Raw genomic sequence first — 17,329 nt, forward strand, 5'->3', positions numbered from 1 at the left:
ATTGCATCTTGTATACCCCCAGGTGCATTTGGTCAATCGGGGGTGCCATCCCGCGCGCGTTTCGTATCTTAGAAGGGTGAAAAGCGTATTCCTCCGATACAAGCTCTACCATATCCCTTTTTGGTGTTTCTATGGCTACATGTGGTGGGTGGTCAACAGCGGCTTTGCCAACGCAACAAGGGGCGTGTTCTCGATTTACTTTATCAAGGTGTCGTTTTATTGGATATGGGAAATCGCGGCCGTTTGTTTCAACCTGTATTTCCTGATGCCAAGGCTTCTGGAACGCAACAAAGTAGTGCCCTACATCCTGTCGGTTGTGTTGCTGGTGCCCCTTACCGCCCTGCTGATCACCCCGGGTTACTATATTACCGCCTGGGTCCAGGGCAGGGCGATGAGGGAGCTTTGGGGGAACGACGCCACCTTTTGGTCCCTGCTGCTCGCCAATCCACTGCCGTCCGTAACGGCCGCCCTGACCCTGGGGATGACCATCCACCTGGCCAGGGTCTGGTTCAAGACGCGTCAGCACCAGCAGGAGCTGGAGCGCGAAAAGCTCGAAACCGAGCTCAAGTTCCTGAGGAACCAGTTCAACCCCCACTTTTTGTTCAACACGATCAACTCCATCTTTTTCCTCATCCACAAAAACCCCACGATGGCTTCGGACTCCCTGGCTAAGTTCTCCGAGCTTTTGCGCTACCAGCTTTATGAATGCAACGACAGGGAGATCCTGCTCACCCGCGAGCTCGCTTACTTAGAAAACTTCGTGGAACTGGAAAAGCTCCGCCAAAACAGCAACGTCAGTGTCGACCTTGACATCCACCGTCTGTCCGGTCTTAAACATTCCATTGCCCCTTTCGTCCTGATCACCTTTGTGGAAAACGCCTTCAAACACGTTTCCCGCACCACCGGCAGCCCGAACTGGATAAAGATCGGGCTCGACCTGGCCGGGGACAAGCTCGACTTTTTTGTGTCCAACAGCACGGCGGCGGATAACCGAAGCGAGGTCATCCACTACGGGGGGATCGGTCTGGCCAACGTCCGCCGGCGCCTGGACCTTCTTTACCCCGGCGCCTACGACCTCTTTATCCATTCCAGCGACAGCCGCTTCGACGTCCGGCTGCAGCTCCAACTCCAAAACCTCATCGCATGATCAACTGTGTCATTATAGACGATGAACCCCTGGCGCGCGAAGGCATCGCCGACTACGTCCGGGAGGTCGACTTCCTCAACCTCATCGCCACCTGCGAGAATCCCGTCGAGCTCATGGCCCTCCTGGACAAACACCCCATCGACCTCGTTTTCCTCGACATCCAGACGCCAAAGATGAACGGCATCGACTTCCTCAAGATCGTCCAAAAACCGCCGATGGTGATCATCACCACGGCTTTTCCTACGTATGCGTTGGACGGTTTCCAACTCAACGCCCTCGACTACCTCCTCAAACCCATCACCTTCGACCGTTTTTTCAAATCCGTCCACAAGGCCCGCGAATACCACCAGCTTGTCCACCGGTCCGCCCCGCCGCTCAAGGCCGACGACCATTTTTTCATCAAGTGCGGCACCAAATACGAAAAGATCCTCTTTGACGACATCCTCTATGTCGAGGGCATGCAAAACTACGTCACCATCTACACCACCAAGGGCAAGTACATCACCCTCCTGTACCTGAAAAACCTCGAAGAAAACCTCGACGCCCAGGCCTTTATCCGCGTCCACAAGTCCTACATCGTGTCGATTTTGAAGATCGACGCCATCGAGGGGAATGAGATCTTCATCGGGGAGCACCGGGTGCCGATCAGCCGCAATTATCGCGAGCAGGTGATTGAACAGGTGGTGTTGAATAAGTTATGGGGAAAAATAAGGATGTCGTAGTTCCGTTTTGTACAATTTCCCCTTTCAGAGCGACGGTAGCTTTGTCAAAAAAAGATGAAACACGCCCTCGCCCTCGCGGCCCTATTCGTTGCCGTTAGCGCTGCCGCCCAGAGCCTCGATGAAGCCAAACAAGCCATTGCCGCCAGCAACGCCATCTACTTTCACTCCTTTGCCCGGAACGATTCTTCCATTTTTATCGACCGCTACGCCGATGACTGCCGGATCATGGCGCCGGGCTCGCCCGCGCTAGACGGTCACGAAGGCGCCGCCGGCTTTTTCCGGATTGCCTACGACAAGATCGGTCTCCGGGACGGGCAGTTTATCACCACGGCCGTCTATGGAGACGGGAAGGAATACGTCACGGAAGAGGGTTTGTGGAAATCTTATGATGCGCACCATCTGCTTTTCGACCATGGCAAATTCCTCGTGCTTTGGAAAAAGACGCCGAAGGGGTGGAAGATGTTCCGCGATAGCTTTAGCAGCGATCTGAACAGGTAGGGGCGCGCCCGCCCGGGCGCGCTGGCCGCGCCGCCGCCGCCGTTTTGCCGGGCCGCCACCGCCGTTTTGCCGCGGCGCCGCCGCGGCGCCGCCGCTCATTTGTTGAACTGCCACGCCAAAAACGCGTCGATCCACCGCGCCGGCACCCAGCGCTTCAGCCAAAGCGTCGGCCGCCCCATAAATCCCGCGACATAGCGGAGACGCGGCCGGCGGGCCGCCACGGCTTTATCGACGAGCCGCGCGATCACGGCAGGGTGGGAGAGCTTGGCATCGAAATCCTGAAAAGTCCGAAGCAAGCGCTTGACCATCCCCCCGTAGACGGTGGCGCCGGACACCCGCTGCGCGTGCGCCGCCGCCTCGGCGGTCCAGCCAGTGCGGATGCCCCCGGGTTCGATGAGGACGACCTTGATCCCGAAGCGGCGGACCTCGACGCGGAGGGCGTCGCTCAGGGCTTCGACCGAATATTTGGTGGCGTTGTACCAACCGGCCAGCGGGGTCGCCATGCGTCCGCCGACGGAGGACATGTTGATGATGGTGCCCCCGCCTTGCGCACGCATGGAGGGCAGGACGAGCTGGGTGAGGCGGCTCAGACCAAAGACGTTGACGGCAAACTGGTTTCTGGCCTCGTCCAGGGGGACGTCTTCGAGGGCCCCGGTGGACCCGTAGCCGGCGTTGTTAACCAGGACGTCGATCCGTCCGGTTTCCGAAAGAATGGTCCGGACGCCTTCGGCGAGCGTGGTGTCCTGGGTGAGGTCCATGTATAAAACCCGCGCCCCCAGGGCTTTTATGTCCTCCATGGCGTCCAGGCGCCGGGCGGCTCCATAGACGACGTGACCGCGGCGGAGAAGCCATTTAACGGATTCCTTACCAATACCGGAGGAGGCGCCGGTGACCAGGATAACCCGCTGCTGTGGCCCTTTTTCTACAAATTTTTTTGACGCCATTTGCAATTGATTAACAAAAAACTGGAGAAAGCTAGGAAAAATGTTTAAATTTATGCTGTAATCCAGTCCTATGCAAAAGTTGATGGGAAGTTCAAGCTTCTTCCGTTTACCTCTTTTTATCCTCTGCTTATGCATGTCTGCCGCGGTAAGGGCGGGTGTTCCCCCGACGCCTACGGTCAGTTCCGCTACAACAACTACTTTTTGTCAGGGTGGCAGCGTCGTGCTAACGGCGACGTCTACCGGCGCTACGTCGTTTCAGTGGTACCTGAATGGAACCGCGATCACGGGCGCGACGGCCAACAACTATACCGCGACGACGGGTGGGAACTACACGGTGACCGCGACGAATGCAAGCGGTACGTCGACGGCGAGTGCGTCGACGACCGTCACCGTCAACCCCAACCCGGTGACCCCGACGGTCACGGCGGGGAGCAGCACGACCTTTTGCTCGGGTGGAAGCGTCAGCCTGACGGCGAATGCCTCGGGGGCGACGGGCTACCAGTGGTCCATGAACGGCGCGGCGATCTCGGGTGCAACGGCGAGCAGTTATAACGCGAACGCCGCGGGCAGCTATACGGTCCAGGTCACCAACAGCCAGGGTTGCGCCTCCGCGGCCAGCGCCACCACGACGGTGACGATCCTCGCAGCCCCGGCAGCGCCCACGATTACCGCCAGCGGAACGACGACCTTTTGCGGGGCAGGAAGCGTGATCCTGACGGCCAACGCCACGGGCGCAAGTACCTACCAGTGGTACCTGAACGGAACGGCGATCACGGGCGCGACCGCCAACAACTATACCGCGAGCGCGGCGGGGAAGTATACGGTCGTCGTGGCGAATGCCAGCGGTTGTAGCTCGCCGGCGAGTGCGGCCACCACCGTAACGATCAACCCGAACCCTGCGGCACCGACCATCACGGCGGGCGGGGCCACGACCTTTTGTGCGGGGGGCAGCGTCGTCCTGACGGCCAACGCCGCGGGGGCTACTTCCTATCAATGGTACCTGAACGGGTCGGCGATTTCGGGGGGCACCAGCTCCACGTATACCGCATCGGCGTCCGGGTCTTATACGGTGTCCATCGTCGGCAGCGGCGCTTGTGCGTCCCCCGTGAGTGCCCCCATCAAGGTGTCGATCAATCCAACCCCCACCACGCCGACGATCACGGCGGGGGGCAATACGCCGCTTTGCGCGGGGGAAAGCGTCGTCCTGACCGCCAACGGGTCGGGTGCGGCCTCCTATCAATGGTACCTGGGCGGAACCGCGATCACGGGCGCCACGACCTCGACCTATAGCGCCGGTACCTCCGGGAACTATACGGTGACGATCACCGACGCGAATGGTTGTAACTCCGCGGCCAGCAATGCGACCAGCGTGACCGTCGAACCCGTCCCCATAGCCCCGACGGTCACCGCCGGGGGCCCCACGACCTTTTGCGCGGGTGGCAGTGTCACCCTGACTGCCAGCGCGACCGGCGCCACCGCCTTCCAGTGGTTTGACGATGGCACGGCCATTACCGGCGCCACCAGCGCCAGCTATACGGCCAACGCTTCGGGCAATTATACGGTGACCTACCAGACCAGCAACGGTTGTACCTCCGCGACCAGCGGGGCCGTCATGGTCACCGTCAACGCGCCCCCGCCGGCCCCCGCCATCAGTGCGGGCGGGCCCCTGGGCTTTTGTAGCCCGGGAAGCGTTGTCTTGTCGGCCTCGGCCACGGGGGCGACGTCCTACCAGTGGTTTGTTAACGGCACGCCGATTTCCGGCGCGACCGGTGTGAGTTATACGGCCAGTGCAACCGGGAACTATACCGTCAGTTATACCAACGGTTGTCCTTCCACCGTGAGCTCCGGTACCGCGGTAACCGTGTATACGCCCCTGACCGGCGCCGTGATCAATGCCGGCGGACCGACGACTTTTTGCGAAGGGAACGGGGTCAACCTGACGTCCAATACCAGCGACGTCGCCAGTTACCAATGGTACCTCAACGGCAACGCCATCACGGGGGCGATCACTTCCAGTTATTTTGCCACGGCGGCGGGGAATTATACCGTGACGGTCTCGAACCCCTGTTCCGCCACCGCCTATACAAGCACCGCGATCACGGTTACGGTCAACCCGGCCCCCACTTCTCCGACGATTTCGGCGGGTGGTCCGCTCACCTTTTGCGCGCCCGGGAGCGTGGTCCTGACGGCCAACCCCGCCGGCGCCACGGCGTACCAGTGGTTTTTTGACGGCGTCGCCATCACCGGTGCCACCAGCCAGACATATACCGCCACCGCCGGGGGAGACTATACGGTCACGGCGGTCAACAGCCTGGGCTGTAGCTCCATGCCGAGCGCGATTACCACGGTCATCGCGTACCCGCCCCTGACCGCACCGGTGATCAGCAACACCGGGTCGACGACCTTTTGCGCCGGCGGCAACGTGACCCTGTCGGTGACCGAATCGGGTGTCACCAACTACCAGTGGTACCTGAACGGTAACCCCATCGCCGGCGCCATCTCGGCCTCCTATATCGCCACGGCCACCGGTTCTTATACGGTTAATATTTCCAATCCTTGTTCTTCGGCCACCAGTGGCCCCGCGATCGTTACGGTCAACCCCGTCCCCGCCACACCCTCGGTGAGCGCGGGCGGAGCGACCACGTTTTGTGCGGGTGGCAGCGTAACGCTGACCGCCAGCGCGGCGGGGGCCACTGCCTACCAGTGGTCGAACAACGATACCATCATAGCCGGGACCACCGCGCAGACCTTTACCACCGATTCCTCGGGCAGCTATACCGTGACGGTGGCCAATTCGTATGGATGTACCTCGACGAGCGCGCCCACGACCGTCACGGTCTATCCGCAGCTCGCGCCCATCAACACCAGCGTGGCAGCGGGCGGCCCGACGACCTTTTGTGCCGGGGGAAGCGTTGTCCTGCAGGCATCGACCATCGGCGTGTCCTCGTTCCAATGGTCCCTCAACGGGGTGGCCATTACGGGTGCAACGGCCTCTGCGTATACGGCGACCGCCTCCGGTACCTATACGGTCCTGCTCTCCAACCCCTGTTCCTCCGTCACCACCAGCCCGGTGACGGTCACCGTCAACCCGGTCCCTGCCACCCCGACGGTGACCGCGGGTGGGAGCACGGGTATCTGTGTCGGGGACAGCGTGATCCTGACGGTCAACGCCTCCGGGGCCACCGGCTATCAGTGGTTCCTTGGCGGGACGGCGATGGCCGGAGAAACCACGGACGCCGATACCGTACTGGCCTCGGGCAGCTACACCGTTACGGTAACCAATGCCAACGGCTGTACCTCCGCTGCCAGCGCACCCACCACCGTCACGGTCAACCCGCTGCCTGCCGCGCCCTCTGTCAGCGCGGGCGGTCCGACCACCTTTTGCGCCGGGAACAGCGTCGTACTAACGGCCACGCCTGCCGCCAGCGACTACCAATGGATGCTCAACGGGGCCGACATCACCGGGGCCACCGGCGCAAGCTATGCAGGGACGGCCACCGGGACCTATACCGTTACCCTGACCGACGGTAACGGATGTACCTCTTTGCCTAGTGCTTCGGTATCCGTGACGGTGAACCCCGATCCCCCGGCACCCACCATCGCCACGGGCGGTGCCACGACTTTTTGCCAGGGGGACAGCGTCATCCTCACCGCCACGGCGACCGGGACCGTAACGTATCAATGGCTGCTTAACGGCACGGCCATCCCCAAAGCCACGACCACCACGGATACCGCCAAGGTCTCCGGTTCTTATACGATCGCCGTGACCGACGGCAACGGGTGTACCTCCACGGCCAGCGCCGGGATCACCGTGAACGTGGATCCCACACCCGCCACGTCACTGACCGTCGCGGGCAGCGCTACCACCTTTTGCCAGGGGGCCAGCGTGGACCTCACGGCCAATTCCTCCGGGGCCACGTCTTATCAATGGTACCAGGGCTCTACGGCGATCACCGGCGCAACGAGCAATATCTATACCGCCACCGCTACCGGGACGTATGCGGTGACGATCGGCGACGCCAATGGCTGTAGCTCCGCGCCCAGCGCTTCGATCAACGTCACCGTCAACCCGACGCCCGTGACCCCGGTCATCACCGCGTCCGGCACCCTGGGGATTTGCCCGGGCCAGACGCTGCTGCTCACGGCGACCCCCACGGGGGCCGGCACCTATCAATGGTACGAGAACGGCACCGCCATCAGCGGCGCCACCGGCGATACGTATACCGCCACCACCGCCGGTAGCTATACCGTCACCTCGGAGAATTCATTTAACTGTACATCTGACGCCAGCACCACGACGGTGATCACCAACCCCTGTCTGCCCCAGGCGGACCTGGCCATCACCAAAACGGTGAGCCCCGGTCCGTATAGCGTACAAAGCCCCGTCACCTACACGCTAACGGTGACCAATAACGGGCCGAAGGACGCCCAGAACGTGGTGGTGGCCGACACCCTCCCGTCCGGGCTGGGAACCCCCGTTAATTTCGGCGGTGGCGGCAACCCGCTCTACAGTGCGGTCAGCAATTCCATCCAGTGGACCCTCAGCGACCTGCCGGCCGGAACGACCGAGACCTTTACCTTCGACATTTCACTCAAGAGCTTTGGCACCATATCCAATACCGGCTTTGTGACGTCTGCTACCCTGGACCCCGACACGACCAACAACCACAGCACGGCCACCTTTGTGTTTGCGGGCAATCTTTTCATCCCCAACGTGATCACGCCCAACGGGGATGGCAAGAACGACCTCTTCGTCGTCCTCGGCCTGGAAAACTATCCCGGCTCTTCCTTGCGCATCTACAACCGCTGGGGCAGCCAGGTATACCAGTCCGAAGACTACCGCAACACCTGGGACGGCAGTGGCTTGAATGCAGGCACCTATTACTATGTCTTAACCGCCAACATCCCCGCGGGTAAACAAACCTACAAGGGTTGGGTAGAAATCATCCGCTAATGAGAAACCATTTCTTTGCCCTCTGTGTAACGACCACTTGCCTGCTGCAGGCCGCCCACGCCCAGCAAAGCGTACAGTTCAGCCAGTACGTCTTTGACGGCCTGACCATTAACCCTGCCTATGCCGGCTACAAAGGCGATCCCTATCTGAACACTACCTTCAGGGACCAGTGGACCGGCTTTACCGGCGCCCCCAAAACAGCCGTGGTGAGCTTTGATGCCCTGACCAACGTATCCGACGACCGCATGGGGCTCGGCGGCCAGCTCCTCTACGACCAACTGGGGCCCCAGCAAAACTATTCCCTGACCGGTTCGTACTCCTACCGGATCCCGCTGGCCGGGGACCAACCCGATGACCCCCACCGGTTGTGCCTGGGGATTGCCGGGTTGCTGTCCCAGTATTCCCTCAACGGGTCCACCTTCCAGTACGAAGACCCCGGTGACCCCCTGATCACCGGTACGACCGTCCGCACCAAGTTCGTGCCCGACGCCCACTTTGGCGTGTTCTATTATACCAAGCGGTTTTATGCAGGGGGATCCATCCTGAACCTGTTTTCGATCAACGGCGGCCGCCGGATCTACTACGCCAACGGTTCCGCCTACTCCTCCCTGCTGGAGGGAACGACGATGTACCTCACCGCCGGGGGCATGCTCGACCTGTCCGACGAGGTCAAGTTCAAACCGTCCATCATGATCAAGGAAGACTTTAAGGGACCGACCAACTCCGATTTCAACGTCTTTTTCCTGTTTGACGAAATCCTCTGGGTCGGCGGCTCCTATCGCACGAGTATGAAATTCTGGGACAAAAGCAACCTCCAGCAAAACCTCCAGGCCTCCGACGCCGCCAGCCTCATGGCCGAATTTTATATCAATCCGCAGTTCAGGATAGGATACTCCTACGACTTTACTACGAGCGGCCTGTCGAACTACCAGAGTGGCTCCCACGAATTGTCCCTTGGCATCACGTTTAAAACAAAGCGGTTCGGCCAGTACATGGCGACCCCGCGCTACTTTTAATCCGATCCCCGATGAAAACCATTGCTTATATCGTTCTATTTGCTCTCCTGGCGGGGGGCGTTCAGGCCCAGGAAAACCTGTCCCTCGCCATGGCCGATAAAGCTTATGACGCCGAAGAGTACAGCCTGGCGGCACGGCTTTATGAAAAGGTGGAGCATTATCACTCCTTACGTTTTTACAAGTTACCGGTGGATATTCCCTCCCGGCTGGCCCACTGTTACCGCGTGCTAAACGATTATAAGGACGCCGCCCGCTGGTACAAACGCATCACCGACCAGGCCCCGGTGCGCGCGGAAGACTGGGTTGGCTATGGAGATGCCCTCAAAAGCCTTGGCCAATACGCGGACGCCAAGGTCGCCTACCGTCACGTACCCGATAGTCTTTATAACCGGATCCGCGACCGCGTCGACGGTTGTGATTCGGCGCTCGTCTGGATGACCGCCCCCGCGGCCTATTCGGTGTCCAACCTTGCTGCAGTCAACACCTCAGGTTCAGACTGGGGAGCGGTCGCGTATGGGCGGTCGGTGGTGTTTACCTCCGACAGCGGCCGCACTACGGACAACTCCCGCAACGCAGGTTTTTTTGCCGCGCTCGGCGGGTTCCCCACCGGTGGTCCCTACCAAAAGGTCTATGTGCTCGACAGCGGTGGGGTGAGCGGCTTCTCCCCGGTGGTCAACAACGAGCGCTACCACGACGGCGCCGTTACCTTTGACCGCACCGGCGACACCGCCTGGTTTAGCGTCACCAATACCGCCGCGCTCAAAGATCCCGGGGACAAGATCCAGTACAAACAGGGGTTGAAGACGGTGACCATCAACATCCGCCGGCTGGAGCTCTGGTGGACGGCGAAAGACAGTAGCGGTGGTTGGGGTATGGCGCATCCTTTTGCTTACAACAATAGCGCGTTGTACTCTATTGGCCAGGCGGCCATTTCAGGACCGGTCCTGTACTTTGCCAGCGACATGCCCGGTGGGTATGGCAAATCCGACATCTGGTATTGTCTCCGCCAGGCAGACGGCTCCTGGTCCGTGCCGGTCAACTGCGGGCCGGCGGTGAACACCGCGGAAGAAGACGCCTTTCCCTATATCGGGCCCGACGGCACGCTTTATTTCGCCAGTAAGGGGCATGTGGGGATGGGTGGGTTCGATGTCTTTAGGGCGACGGGCTCTTTGTCTTCCTGGTCGGATGTCCGCAACCTCGGGTACCCGCTGAATTCTTCCGGGGATGATTTTTACTTTACGATGCGGGGGACCTCGTCGGGGTATGTGTCTTCGGACAGGCCCGGGGGGAGTGGGAGTGATGATATCTACGAGTTTGACGTGTTGAAGTTGATTTTTCCGGTGCGTTCAGGGGCGGATTTGACGTATACAGAGGATGCGCCTGGCGGGGAGCCGGCGCATGTGGCGCTCGTTGTGAACGTGCCTGAGGAGGTCGTTATCGCTGCGCGGACGCCTGTTAAAAAAATGGCCCCCGCGCCTGGGGACTCCGGCGGCTCCGAGCCGGGTGATGCCCCTGGCGGTGCGCCTCGGCCCGAGAAATCCGCCGCTGTTGCGCCCGACCCGGCCGTCGCCGCCGCGCCCGATCCGGTCGATGCCGCCGCACCGTCGCCCGCCCCCGGCGTCCGCCACCTCATCCTACGCACCCGCGTCTTCGACAAACTCACAGGTGAACCCCTGGCGGGCGCCCAGGTCAAAGTGACCGGCGATAAGCGGCCCACCATAACCGGCAAGACGGGCGTTGTCTACCGCGTGATTGCGCCCGGCTCCCGCTATATCGACAGCGCCTTTAAGGAAAGCTATTCCACCGGCGAAGTCGTGGTGAGCACCGAGGGCGGGACCACCGACACCGTGACCCTGGAAATGTACCTCCTGAAGGCGCCCACGAAAGGAGACGTGTTCGTCCTCCATAACGTCTACTTCGACCTTGACAAAGCCACCATCCGGGCAGACGCCGCCGCCGAACTCGACCGCGTCGTTGCCTATATGAAGCAGTTCCCCAACATCAGCATCGACCTGTCTGCGCATACCGACAGCCGCGGCAACGACGCCTACAACATGGCGCTGTCCATCCGTCGCGCCCGGTCCGCCCGCTATTACCTGTACAAACACGGGATTGCCTATAGCCGCATGACGGCTCATGGCTACGGGGAAACCCGGCTGGTGAACGGGTGTAAGAACGACGTGCCCTGTACGGATGAGCAGCACCAGGAGAACCGGCGTGTGGAAGTGAAGGTGTTGAAATCGTAACTTTGTGGGATGGACACTTACACCGTCGTCAACAACGAACACGAAAAACAATTTGAAATCACGGCCGATGGCGAAAAGGCTTACTTAGTTTACCGGTTTTATAAAGGCGACATCGCCTTCATGCACACCTTTGTACCGAAAACCCTGGAGGGGAGAGGCATCGCGGAAGCCCTTGTCAAAGCGGCTTTCGCGTATGCCGAAACCCACAAACAGCCCGTGATGAACTATTGCCCCTATGTGTCCGTGTATCTCAAAAGACACCCGGAGTATAAGAAGTTCCTGGATCCTCAGTATGGCTGATAGGTCAGCAGCACACTCCCGGTATTGAACACCCGGCTCGCCACCAGCTTGAGGTCGAGCCGGCGCCGATGGCGACCGGGTTGATCATGAATTGGTATTCGTCCACCAGGCCGGCCTGTGCGAGCTGGGTGACGATCTGGCCGCTGCCCGGGACGGTCAGGTTGCGGGTCTTTTTCAACGCTCTGGCCGGAGAAGAAACCATTGATGGTCATGGAGTTGAATTTTTTAGGACAGGTTGCAGGAAACAAAAATCGCCTCCAGGACAACCCCCACCACCATAGCGATCAACCGGGCGGTGTAGATCAGTTGGGACCACCGCATCGATTTCCGCCAAATCTTTAATAAGGCGTCGTCGTCGTCCATGTCCTCGCCGATCTGACGGTCCACCTCGTCCATCAATGTCCTGTCGGTGGAAATGTCCACCATGTTGGCGGGGACGTACAGGATGATCGACAAAAGCAAACATCCCAGGGAGGCAAACATCAGCCATTCCCCGTGGGCGCTCTGGATCTTAAAGAACTTGTCGTTGAGCGTCAGGAAAAAGGCCAGTGCCCCCGCCGAAATGTAGGTGATGGTCGTGTGGTATTCCTTTTCCTTGTCGGTGATGTCCTTTTGCAGGGTGTCCCGGTAGCCGGACAGGGTGTCGTCGCTCATGAGCGCCAAACTAATCAAATTTGAGTATATTGTCTGTTCATTATGTCGGAAAACGAAATCGTCAAACACTTGGAGGTCGCCTACAAAAACGCAAAGAACCCCCACACGCCCTGGCTGGTTAAGCTCAGGGAAATCCTGATCGAGGTCCTGATCATTGTTTTTGCCGTGACCATATCCATCTGGTTCCACAATTGGAGCGACAGCTTGCATGAACAAAAAGAGGAACGGGAGTTCCTCCAGGGGCTGAGACAGGACATCCAGACCGACATGGACAATGCCAGGACCGGCCGTGACTTTTACAAAAACGCCGTGGTTCAGTTCGACTACTTTATCCGCGTGGGGAAAGGAATGCCCCTCGATCAAGACAGCCTGATTGCCTACGGGGGGGCTTTTTTCAACACCACGGACCTCGATCCCAACGTCAGCCGTTACGAGGGTTTGAAGGGGAGCGGCAAGTTTGGGATCATTCGCAACAAGGCGCTGCTGGACGAAGTGATCAGCCTGCACGAGAACCAGATCAAACGCGTCGAAAACCTAAACCGCTATTATTACGAATACGTGATGAACGTGAGCAGCTTTGTCCGGCAGCACGCCATCCTGAACCAGGCTGGCACGGCGATTGAGGATGGGGAAGGGATGCTTCGGCTGTCAGAGATGCGCTTCCTGGTCGCCGCGGGGAAGAGCTTTATTACCGGCAATGTGAACCGGAGCTATGATACCTGTATCGCGACGTGTACCGACCTTACGAAGAAAATCGATGAGGAATTACAATAAAAACCTATGCTTGCTGTATCGTTACTCATCTTTGACGCCGTCGTCCCTTCTTCGGTGACCGGCGTGCTCGACCTCCTGGCCGGCGCCAACCGCTACCAGCAGATGACGGGCAAAGAACCCGCCTTTGCCGTCGAGCTGGTAGGGGAGTGTCCCCCTGCGTTCGCACCCCTGGCGTTTAAATCTTTTTCCACAGCCACCCGGCCCGGCCTGGTCATCGTACCTTCTTTTATGGTAGACGACCTGAGTGTCCTGAGCCGCTACCCCGCCTCGATCCGCTGGCTAAAAACCATACACGGGACCGGTGCCGAAATCGCGAGTCTTTGCGCCGGAAGCTATTTCCTCGCGGAGGCCGGTTTGCTGGACGGCAAGACCGTCGCTTCCCACTGGGCCGTCCTGGAAGACATGCAACGGCGTTATCCCGCCATCCGGACAACTTCCGACCGGGTGATCACCGACCAGGATGGCGTTTATACCAGCGGGGGCGCTTTTTCCTCCCTAAAACTGGTCCTTTACCTCATCGAAAAGTTTTGCGGACGCGAAGCCGCGCTTTGGATCAGCAAGATGTACGCCATCGAGCTCGACCGCGGGAGTCCCGCCCACTTTGCCGTGTTTACCGGCCAGCACCAACACGGGGACACCGCCATCCTCCAGGCCCAGGCCTATCTGGAAAAACACTACCAGGACGAGCTCTCCATCGACCTCCTGGCGGGCAACGTCCACATGGGGAAGCGTAATTTTATCCGCCGTTTCAAAGCCGCCACCAACAACACCCCCTTTGAATACCTCCAGCGCGTCCGTATCGAATCCGCCAAAAAGGCCATCGAAAGAAACGAACGCGACCTGCCCCTGATCATGGACGAGTCCGGTTACCGCGACCCCAAGGCCTTCCGGACGATCTTCAAGCGTATCACGGGGTTGTCGCCCATGGAGTATAAAAGGAAATACGCCAGGCGGTATACGGGGTAGTGCAACGGTTCCTGTTGCCCGGTTGTCAACGGGGTATGAAACGACTCCTCCTTTGTTGCCTGGTCCTGGCCGCTTGTAAAAAATATGCCGCTTCTCCCGATCCCGCCTACTGTGGAAAATGGACGTGGGTCCGTTCGGTTACAGGTCCTACGGAAACTTTCGCCACTCCTGGCGACACTACGGTGCTGAATCTGGAAACGGACGGCAGCTATCAGGTCCTGTATAACGGCCAGGTGGTCCTCCGGGGCTCCTTTGGACTTAGCTCTTTTGGGCTTAGCGCTACGAGCCTGGGCGGCGACCTCCTGAAACTGAGCAACACCTCCGGCCAATTGCTCCTGCCCCCGGAGAGTATAGTCATCCTGCGTCCCGAGACCCAGATCATCACTACTTTGGGCGAACCGAACGATACGCTCACCATGACGGAATACCCCACCAGCCCCGATGCCACGACCAATGTTTTCGGAAGATAATTTTCTACCTTAGCGGGCAAATCACTTATATGAGATATCTAATTGCCTTGCTATGTCTGTCTTCTGTTTCTTTGACCGCCTCCGCACAAAGCCTGAGCGGCGATGACGTGAAAACCCAGTTTATCGCCGACTGGAACCGGGCCAAGTCCTATACGGACAAGTACCTGTCCGCCATGCCCGCCGACAAGTATTCCTTCAAGGCGGTCGACAGCACCCGCAGCTATGCGCAGCAGATGCTCCACCTGGCCAGCGCCAACTATTTCCTCGTCTCGACCGCCCTGGGTGAGAAACCCCAGGCCGCCGTGTTTGGCGCGGAAGAACGTTCCAGCGCGCAAAGCGCCGACTCCGTCCAGTATTATGTCAACGCCAGCTATGACTTTGTGATCAACGAGCTGCAAGCGCTCGATCCCTCCACCCTCGGCGCCAAGGTAAAGCTCCGGACCTTCGAAGCCACGCGCTTCGCCCTGCTCGAAAAGGCGTTTGAGCACCAGACCCACCATCGTGGCCAGACGACCATTTACATTCGTTTGCTGGGGATACGGCCGCCTAATGAGCAGCTGTTTTAGGGTTATCCTTCTTTTCCATCTTTCCACCGGCATGTGTATGTGTTACCCGGCATATCCATGCCGGTGGCCTTTTTGAACCCGTTCAAAGCTACCATAGCTTGGAGAGCACCACGAGCGCTATAAAAATGACGACGATGGCGGCCAGGAGATAGGTATTCCATGGGTGCTTGAAACGCGACTTTATGTCTTTGTCCATCTCAAAACCCCGCTGGGACCCACACGTGTGGCAAAATACCGTGGCGTGTTTGTCCAAAGGCATGACGGGGATATTGTATACATGGAAATAGCGACTGCTGACCATAATGTCGTGGACACTGTGGCTCCGGCAATTAGAGCAAAACATAAATTGTTCTTCGACGCCGATAGGCACGGTACGGGTGCCTTTGATCAGAAGGAAAAGCATAGGGTAGCAAGATACTTTAAAATAATTTTTGCAAAAAAGCTTGCGCAAGCAAATCCTTGCTCATATCTTTGTGCAAGTACTTACTTGCGAATTATGGAAATGAGAAGGGACGTATTTCAGGCCATCGCCGACCCCACACGGCGTACGATCATCGGAATGGTGGCGGCAAAGCCCCAGAACCTGAACTCGATCGCGGAACAGTTCGAGATGAGCCGGCAGGCGATATCGCTACACATCAAGATCCTGCACGAATGTGGGCTGTTAAAGGTCGAGCCCCAGGGGCGGGAGCGCTGGTGCACCATCCAGCCGGAGAAACTCGTCGAGGTAGCGGAATGGGTGGAACCTTTCCGGAAGATGTGGGACAATCGTCTCGACCTATTAGGTAATGTCCTTAAAGAAATGAAAAAATGACTATCGAAAGAATCTACGACTCCCCTGTCACCGACGTATGGCAGGCGATCACCAGGGTGGACCTCCTGCGTCAGTGGTATTTCCAGATCCCTGAGTTCAGGGCGGAGGTGGGCTTTGCCTTTTCTTTTGCGGGCACCTGCGAGACCAAACCCAATGTCCACCTCTGCGAGGTCACCGAAGTAGTCCCTGGCAAAAAGCTCGCCTATACCTGGCGGTATGAAGGCGAGGAAGGGCTGTCGCTTGTCACTTACGAACTTTTCCCCGAAGGGGAGAACACCCGGTTGCGGTTGACGCACGAGGGGTTGGAAAGCTTTTCCGCCGAGGTACGGAAGGCGAAGAATGTCGAAAGCGGCTGGGCCTTTCTTCTCAACACCGCGTTACCTGAATTTTTACAAAAACAAGCTGTATGAACCATTATTCCGCCACGATCAAAGTGGACAAAACACCCGCCGAATTATTCGACGCCGTTTGCCGGGTCAACGAATGGTGGACGGGCAACCTTACGGGCGACACCCGCGGGTTGGACAGCGTCTTCACCATTCGTTTTGGAAAGACCTTCGTGACCATGAAGCTGATCGAATGGATCCCGGATCAAAAAGTGACCTGGGAGGTTGTCGATAGTTTTTTAGACTTCGTCAGCGACGCACACGAATGGCAACACACGACACTTGTATGGGACATCATCCCCGGCGGCATACGAATGACCCACGTCGGTCTTGTGCCCGAGGTGGAATGTTTCGACAATTGCCAAAAGGGTTGGGACTTTTATGTCAAGACCAGTCTTCTCAAGCTCCTCACCGAAGGCCAGGGTATGCCCGAGAAAAGGGCTCAGCAGGTGACCCTGTAGTCTTCCACTTTCTCCGTTCCCGTCAGTACGACGATGCCTTTATCATAACGGATCAGCGCGATTTCTGGGGCCCGGGTGGGTGTTACCTGCCACTGGCCGCCGGTGCGGGCCAGCTCCTCAAAACCTTCCTTGCCGCATGGGGTTGTATAAACATCGCGTGACCGGTGCTCAAGGACACCGGCCGAAGATCGACCTGGTGGGTCGTGTTGCCCTCGATCATCACAAAAAGCATATAGGCACTCAGCCGTCGGGGAGCGCCCAAAGCCACGCCGGACGGCGGTTGCATGGGCGCATGCGAAGACGTAACCAGCATGGGAAGGGTGGGGTGCTGGGACAGTTGTTGCAAAAGACCCGCGGTGCTGGCTATGGTAGACAAGGACGAAACCGTTTGCGCAAATTTCCGGTTTTATT

At 58.8% G+C, this 17,329-nt stretch carries 19 protein-coding genes; 14 read left to right on the top strand and 5 right to left on the bottom strand.

Features of this window, described 5'->3' with window-relative positions; genetic code table 11:
* Positions 1-76: 76 nt before the first annotated feature.
* From EDB95_RS15160 to EDB95_RS15170, 3 genes are read left to right on the top strand one after another with little or no spacing between them, the layout of a single operon-like run.
* The gene (locus EDB95_RS15160) at positions 77-1,147 is read left to right on the top strand and encodes a sensor histidine kinase (protein ID WP_246073647.1); all 1,071 of its coding nucleotides are present in this window, start codon (positions 77-79) and stop codon (positions 1,145-1,147) included.
* Positions 1,144-1,869 (top strand): LytR/AlgR family response regulator transcription factor, encoded by a 726-nt coding sequence (locus EDB95_RS15165; RefSeq protein ID WP_133994647.1) that lies wholly within the window; start codon positions 1,144-1,146, stop codon positions 1,867-1,869. Before EDB95_RS15160 ends, EDB95_RS15165 begins: the two co-directional genes overlap by 4 nt.
* Positions 1,870-1,923: 54 nt before the next feature.
* Positions 1,924-2,367 carry a YybH family protein gene (locus EDB95_RS15170; RefSeq protein ID WP_133994648.1) on the top strand — a complete coding sequence of 148 codons (444 nt, stop codon included), beginning with the start codon at positions 1,924-1,926 and terminating at the stop codon, positions 2,365-2,367.
* A gap of 95 nt (positions 2,368-2,462) precedes the next feature.
* On the opposite strand, the gene EDB95_RS15175 is transcribed toward EDB95_RS15170, so the two are convergent.
* Positions 2,463-3,311 (bottom strand): oxidoreductase, encoded by an 849-nt coding sequence (locus EDB95_RS15175; protein ID WP_133994649.1) that lies wholly within the window; start codon positions 3,309-3,311, stop codon positions 2,463-2,465.
* A gap of 133 nt (positions 3,312-3,444) precedes the next feature.
* On the opposite strand from EDB95_RS15175, the gene EDB95_RS15180 reads away from it, so the two are divergent.
* From EDB95_RS15180 to EDB95_RS15195, 4 genes are read left to right on the top strand one after another with little or no spacing between them, the layout of a single operon-like run.
* Complete coding sequence (locus tag EDB95_RS15180) at positions 3,445-8,265, top strand: Ig-like domain-containing protein (protein ID WP_162852621.1); 4,821 nt, start codon at positions 3,445-3,447, stop codon at positions 8,263-8,265.
* Positions 8,265-9,281, top strand: a complete 1,017-nt coding sequence (locus EDB95_RS15185; protein ID WP_133994651.1) for a PorP/SprF family type IX secretion system membrane protein — start codon at positions 8,265-8,267, stop codon at positions 9,279-9,281. Before EDB95_RS15180 ends, EDB95_RS15185 begins: the two co-directional genes overlap by 1 nt.
* Positions 9,282-9,292: 11 nt before the next feature.
* A complete protein-coding gene (locus tag EDB95_RS15190; protein ID WP_133994652.1) occupies positions 9,293-11,527 on the top strand; it encodes an OmpA family protein in 2,235 nt (744 codons plus the stop codon).
* A gap of 9 nt (positions 11,528-11,536) precedes the next feature.
* Positions 11,537-11,827 carry a GNAT family N-acetyltransferase gene (locus tag EDB95_RS15195; protein WP_133994653.1) on the top strand — a complete coding sequence of 97 codons (291 nt, stop codon included), beginning with the start codon at positions 11,537-11,539 and terminating at the stop codon, positions 11,825-11,827.
* On the opposite strand, the gene EDB95_RS15200 is transcribed toward EDB95_RS15195, so the two are convergent.
* Together EDB95_RS15200 and EDB95_RS15205 are read right to left on the bottom strand one after the other, a co-directional pair.
* Positions 11,815-12,039 (bottom strand): hypothetical protein, encoded by a 225-nt coding sequence (locus tag EDB95_RS15200; protein WP_246073649.1) that lies wholly within the window; start codon positions 12,037-12,039, stop codon positions 11,815-11,817. The genes EDB95_RS15195 and EDB95_RS15200 overlap by 13 nt on opposite strands.
* 13 nt (positions 12,040-12,052) lie before the next feature.
* A complete protein-coding gene (locus EDB95_RS15205; protein WP_133994655.1) occupies positions 12,053-12,481 on the bottom strand; it encodes a DUF1772 domain-containing protein in 429 nt (142 codons plus the stop codon).
* Positions 12,482-12,523: 42 nt separating this feature from the next.
* On the opposite strand from EDB95_RS15205, the gene EDB95_RS15210 reads away from it, so the two are divergent.
* Genes EDB95_RS15210 through EDB95_RS15225 form a run of 4 tightly spaced genes read left to right on the top strand, consistent with a single transcriptional unit; the run spans position 12,524 to position 15,257 of the window.
* Positions 12,524-13,255, top strand: a complete 732-nt coding sequence (locus EDB95_RS15210; protein ID WP_133994656.1) for a hypothetical protein — start codon at positions 12,524-12,526, stop codon at positions 13,253-13,255.
* Between the two features lie 6 nt (positions 13,256-13,261).
* Positions 13,262-14,221 carry a GlxA family transcriptional regulator gene (locus EDB95_RS15215; RefSeq protein ID WP_133994657.1) on the top strand — a complete coding sequence of 320 codons (960 nt, stop codon included), beginning with the start codon at positions 13,262-13,264 and terminating at the stop codon, positions 14,219-14,221.
* Positions 14,222-14,256: 35 nt separating this feature from the next.
* A complete protein-coding gene (locus tag EDB95_RS15220) occupies positions 14,257-14,691 on the top strand; it encodes a hypothetical protein (RefSeq protein WP_133994658.1) in 435 nt (144 codons plus the stop codon).
* Positions 14,692-14,720: 29 nt separating this feature from the next.
* Positions 14,721-15,257 carry a DinB family protein gene (locus EDB95_RS15225; protein WP_133994659.1) on the top strand — a complete coding sequence of 179 codons (537 nt, stop codon included), beginning with the start codon at positions 14,721-14,723 and terminating at the stop codon, positions 15,255-15,257.
* 88 nt (positions 15,258-15,345) lie between these two features.
* Here EDB95_RS15225 and EDB95_RS15230 read toward each other — a convergent pair whose 3' ends face one another.
* Positions 15,346-15,660 carry a zinc-ribbon domain-containing protein gene (locus tag EDB95_RS15230; protein ID WP_133994660.1) on the bottom strand — a complete coding sequence of 105 codons (315 nt, stop codon included), beginning with the start codon at positions 15,658-15,660 and terminating at the stop codon, positions 15,346-15,348.
* A 93-nt stretch (positions 15,661-15,753) separates the two neighbouring features.
* On the opposite strand from EDB95_RS15230, the gene EDB95_RS15235 reads away from it, so the two are divergent.
* From EDB95_RS15235 to EDB95_RS15245, 3 genes are read left to right on the top strand one after another with little or no spacing between them, the layout of a single operon-like run.
* Positions 15,754-16,071: an ArsR/SmtB family transcription factor gene (locus tag EDB95_RS15235; RefSeq protein WP_317129030.1), complete on the top strand. Its 318-nt coding sequence runs from the start codon at positions 15,754-15,756 to the stop codon at positions 16,069-16,071.
* The gene (locus tag EDB95_RS15240; protein ID WP_133994661.1) at positions 16,068-16,481 is read left to right on the top strand and encodes an SRPBCC family protein; all 414 of its coding nucleotides are present in this window, start codon (positions 16,068-16,070) and stop codon (positions 16,479-16,481) included. The genes EDB95_RS15235 and EDB95_RS15240 overlap by 4 nt, the downstream gene beginning before the upstream one ends.
* The gene (locus EDB95_RS15245) at positions 16,478-16,918 is read left to right on the top strand and encodes an SRPBCC domain-containing protein (protein ID WP_133994662.1); all 441 of its coding nucleotides are present in this window, start codon (positions 16,478-16,480) and stop codon (positions 16,916-16,918) included. Before EDB95_RS15240 ends, EDB95_RS15245 begins: the two co-directional genes overlap by 4 nt.
* 82 nt (positions 16,919-17,000) lie before the next feature.
* On the opposite strand, the gene EDB95_RS15250 is transcribed toward EDB95_RS15245, so the two are convergent.
* Positions 17,001-17,294: a hypothetical protein gene (locus EDB95_RS15250; RefSeq protein ID WP_133994663.1), complete on the bottom strand. Its 294-nt coding sequence runs from the start codon at positions 17,292-17,294 to the stop codon at positions 17,001-17,003.
* Positions 17,295-17,329: the final 35 nt, after the last annotated feature.

It is taken from the genome of Dinghuibacter silviterrae (assembly GCF_004366355.1).
Taxonomy (GTDB): domain Bacteria; phylum Bacteroidota; class Bacteroidia; order Chitinophagales; family Chitinophagaceae; genus Dinghuibacter; species Dinghuibacter silviterrae.

What these genes read in the sequence shown, in the direction of transcription:
- EDB95_RS15180 (WP_162852621.1), top strand. Translation starts at nt 3,445, where the DNA reads ATGTCTGCCGCGGTAAGGGCGGGTGTTCCCCCGACGCCTACGGTCAGT.
- EDB95_RS15210 (WP_133994656.1), top strand. Translation starts at nt 12,524, where the DNA reads ATGTCGGAAAACGAAATCGTCAAACACTTGGAGGTCGCCTACAAAAAC.
- EDB95_RS15195 (WP_133994653.1), top strand. Translation starts at nt 11,537, where the DNA reads ATGGACACTTACACCGTCGTCAACAACGAACACGAAAAACAATTTGAA.
- EDB95_RS15240 (WP_133994661.1), top strand. Translation starts at nt 16,068, where the DNA reads ATGACTATCGAAAGAATCTACGACTCCCCTGTCACCGACGTATGGCAG.
- EDB95_RS15225 (WP_133994659.1), top strand. Translation starts at nt 14,721, where the DNA reads ATGAGATATCTAATTGCCTTGCTATGTCTGTCTTCTGTTTCTTTGACC.
- EDB95_RS15165 (WP_133994647.1), top strand. Translation starts at nt 1,144, where the DNA reads ATGATCAACTGTGTCATTATAGACGATGAACCCCTGGCGCGCGAAGGC.
- EDB95_RS15200 (WP_246073649.1), bottom strand. Translation starts at nt 12,039, where the DNA reads ATGACCATCAATGGTTTCTTCTCCGGCCAGAGCGTTGAAAAAGACCCG.
- EDB95_RS15245 (WP_133994662.1), top strand. Translation starts at nt 16,478, where the DNA reads ATGAACCATTATTCCGCCACGATCAAAGTGGACAAAACACCCGCCGAA.
- EDB95_RS15205 (WP_133994655.1), bottom strand. Translation starts at nt 12,481, where the DNA reads ATGAGCGACGACACCCTGTCCGGCTACCGGGACACCCTGCAAAAGGAC.
- EDB95_RS15230 (WP_133994660.1), bottom strand. Translation starts at nt 15,660, where the DNA reads ATGCTTTTCCTTCTGATCAAAGGCACCCGTACCGTGCCTATCGGCGTC.
- EDB95_RS15175 (WP_133994649.1), bottom strand. Translation starts at nt 3,311, where the DNA reads ATGGCGTCAAAAAAATTTGTAGAAAAAGGGCCACAGCAGCGGGTTATC.
- EDB95_RS15235 (WP_317129030.1), top strand. Translation starts at nt 15,754, where the DNA reads ATGGAAATGAGAAGGGACGTATTTCAGGCCATCGCCGACCCCACACGG.
- EDB95_RS15215 (WP_133994657.1), top strand. Translation starts at nt 13,262, where the DNA reads ATGCTTGCTGTATCGTTACTCATCTTTGACGCCGTCGTCCCTTCTTCG.
- EDB95_RS15220 (WP_133994658.1), top strand. Translation starts at nt 14,257, where the DNA reads ATGAAACGACTCCTCCTTTGTTGCCTGGTCCTGGCCGCTTGTAAAAAA.
- EDB95_RS15190 (WP_133994652.1), top strand. Translation starts at nt 9,293, where the DNA reads ATGAAAACCATTGCTTATATCGTTCTATTTGCTCTCCTGGCGGGGGGC.
- EDB95_RS15185 (WP_133994651.1), top strand. Translation starts at nt 8,265, where the DNA reads ATGAGAAACCATTTCTTTGCCCTCTGTGTAACGACCACTTGCCTGCTG.
- EDB95_RS15170 (WP_133994648.1), top strand. Translation starts at nt 1,924, where the DNA reads ATGAAACACGCCCTCGCCCTCGCGGCCCTATTCGTTGCCGTTAGCGCT.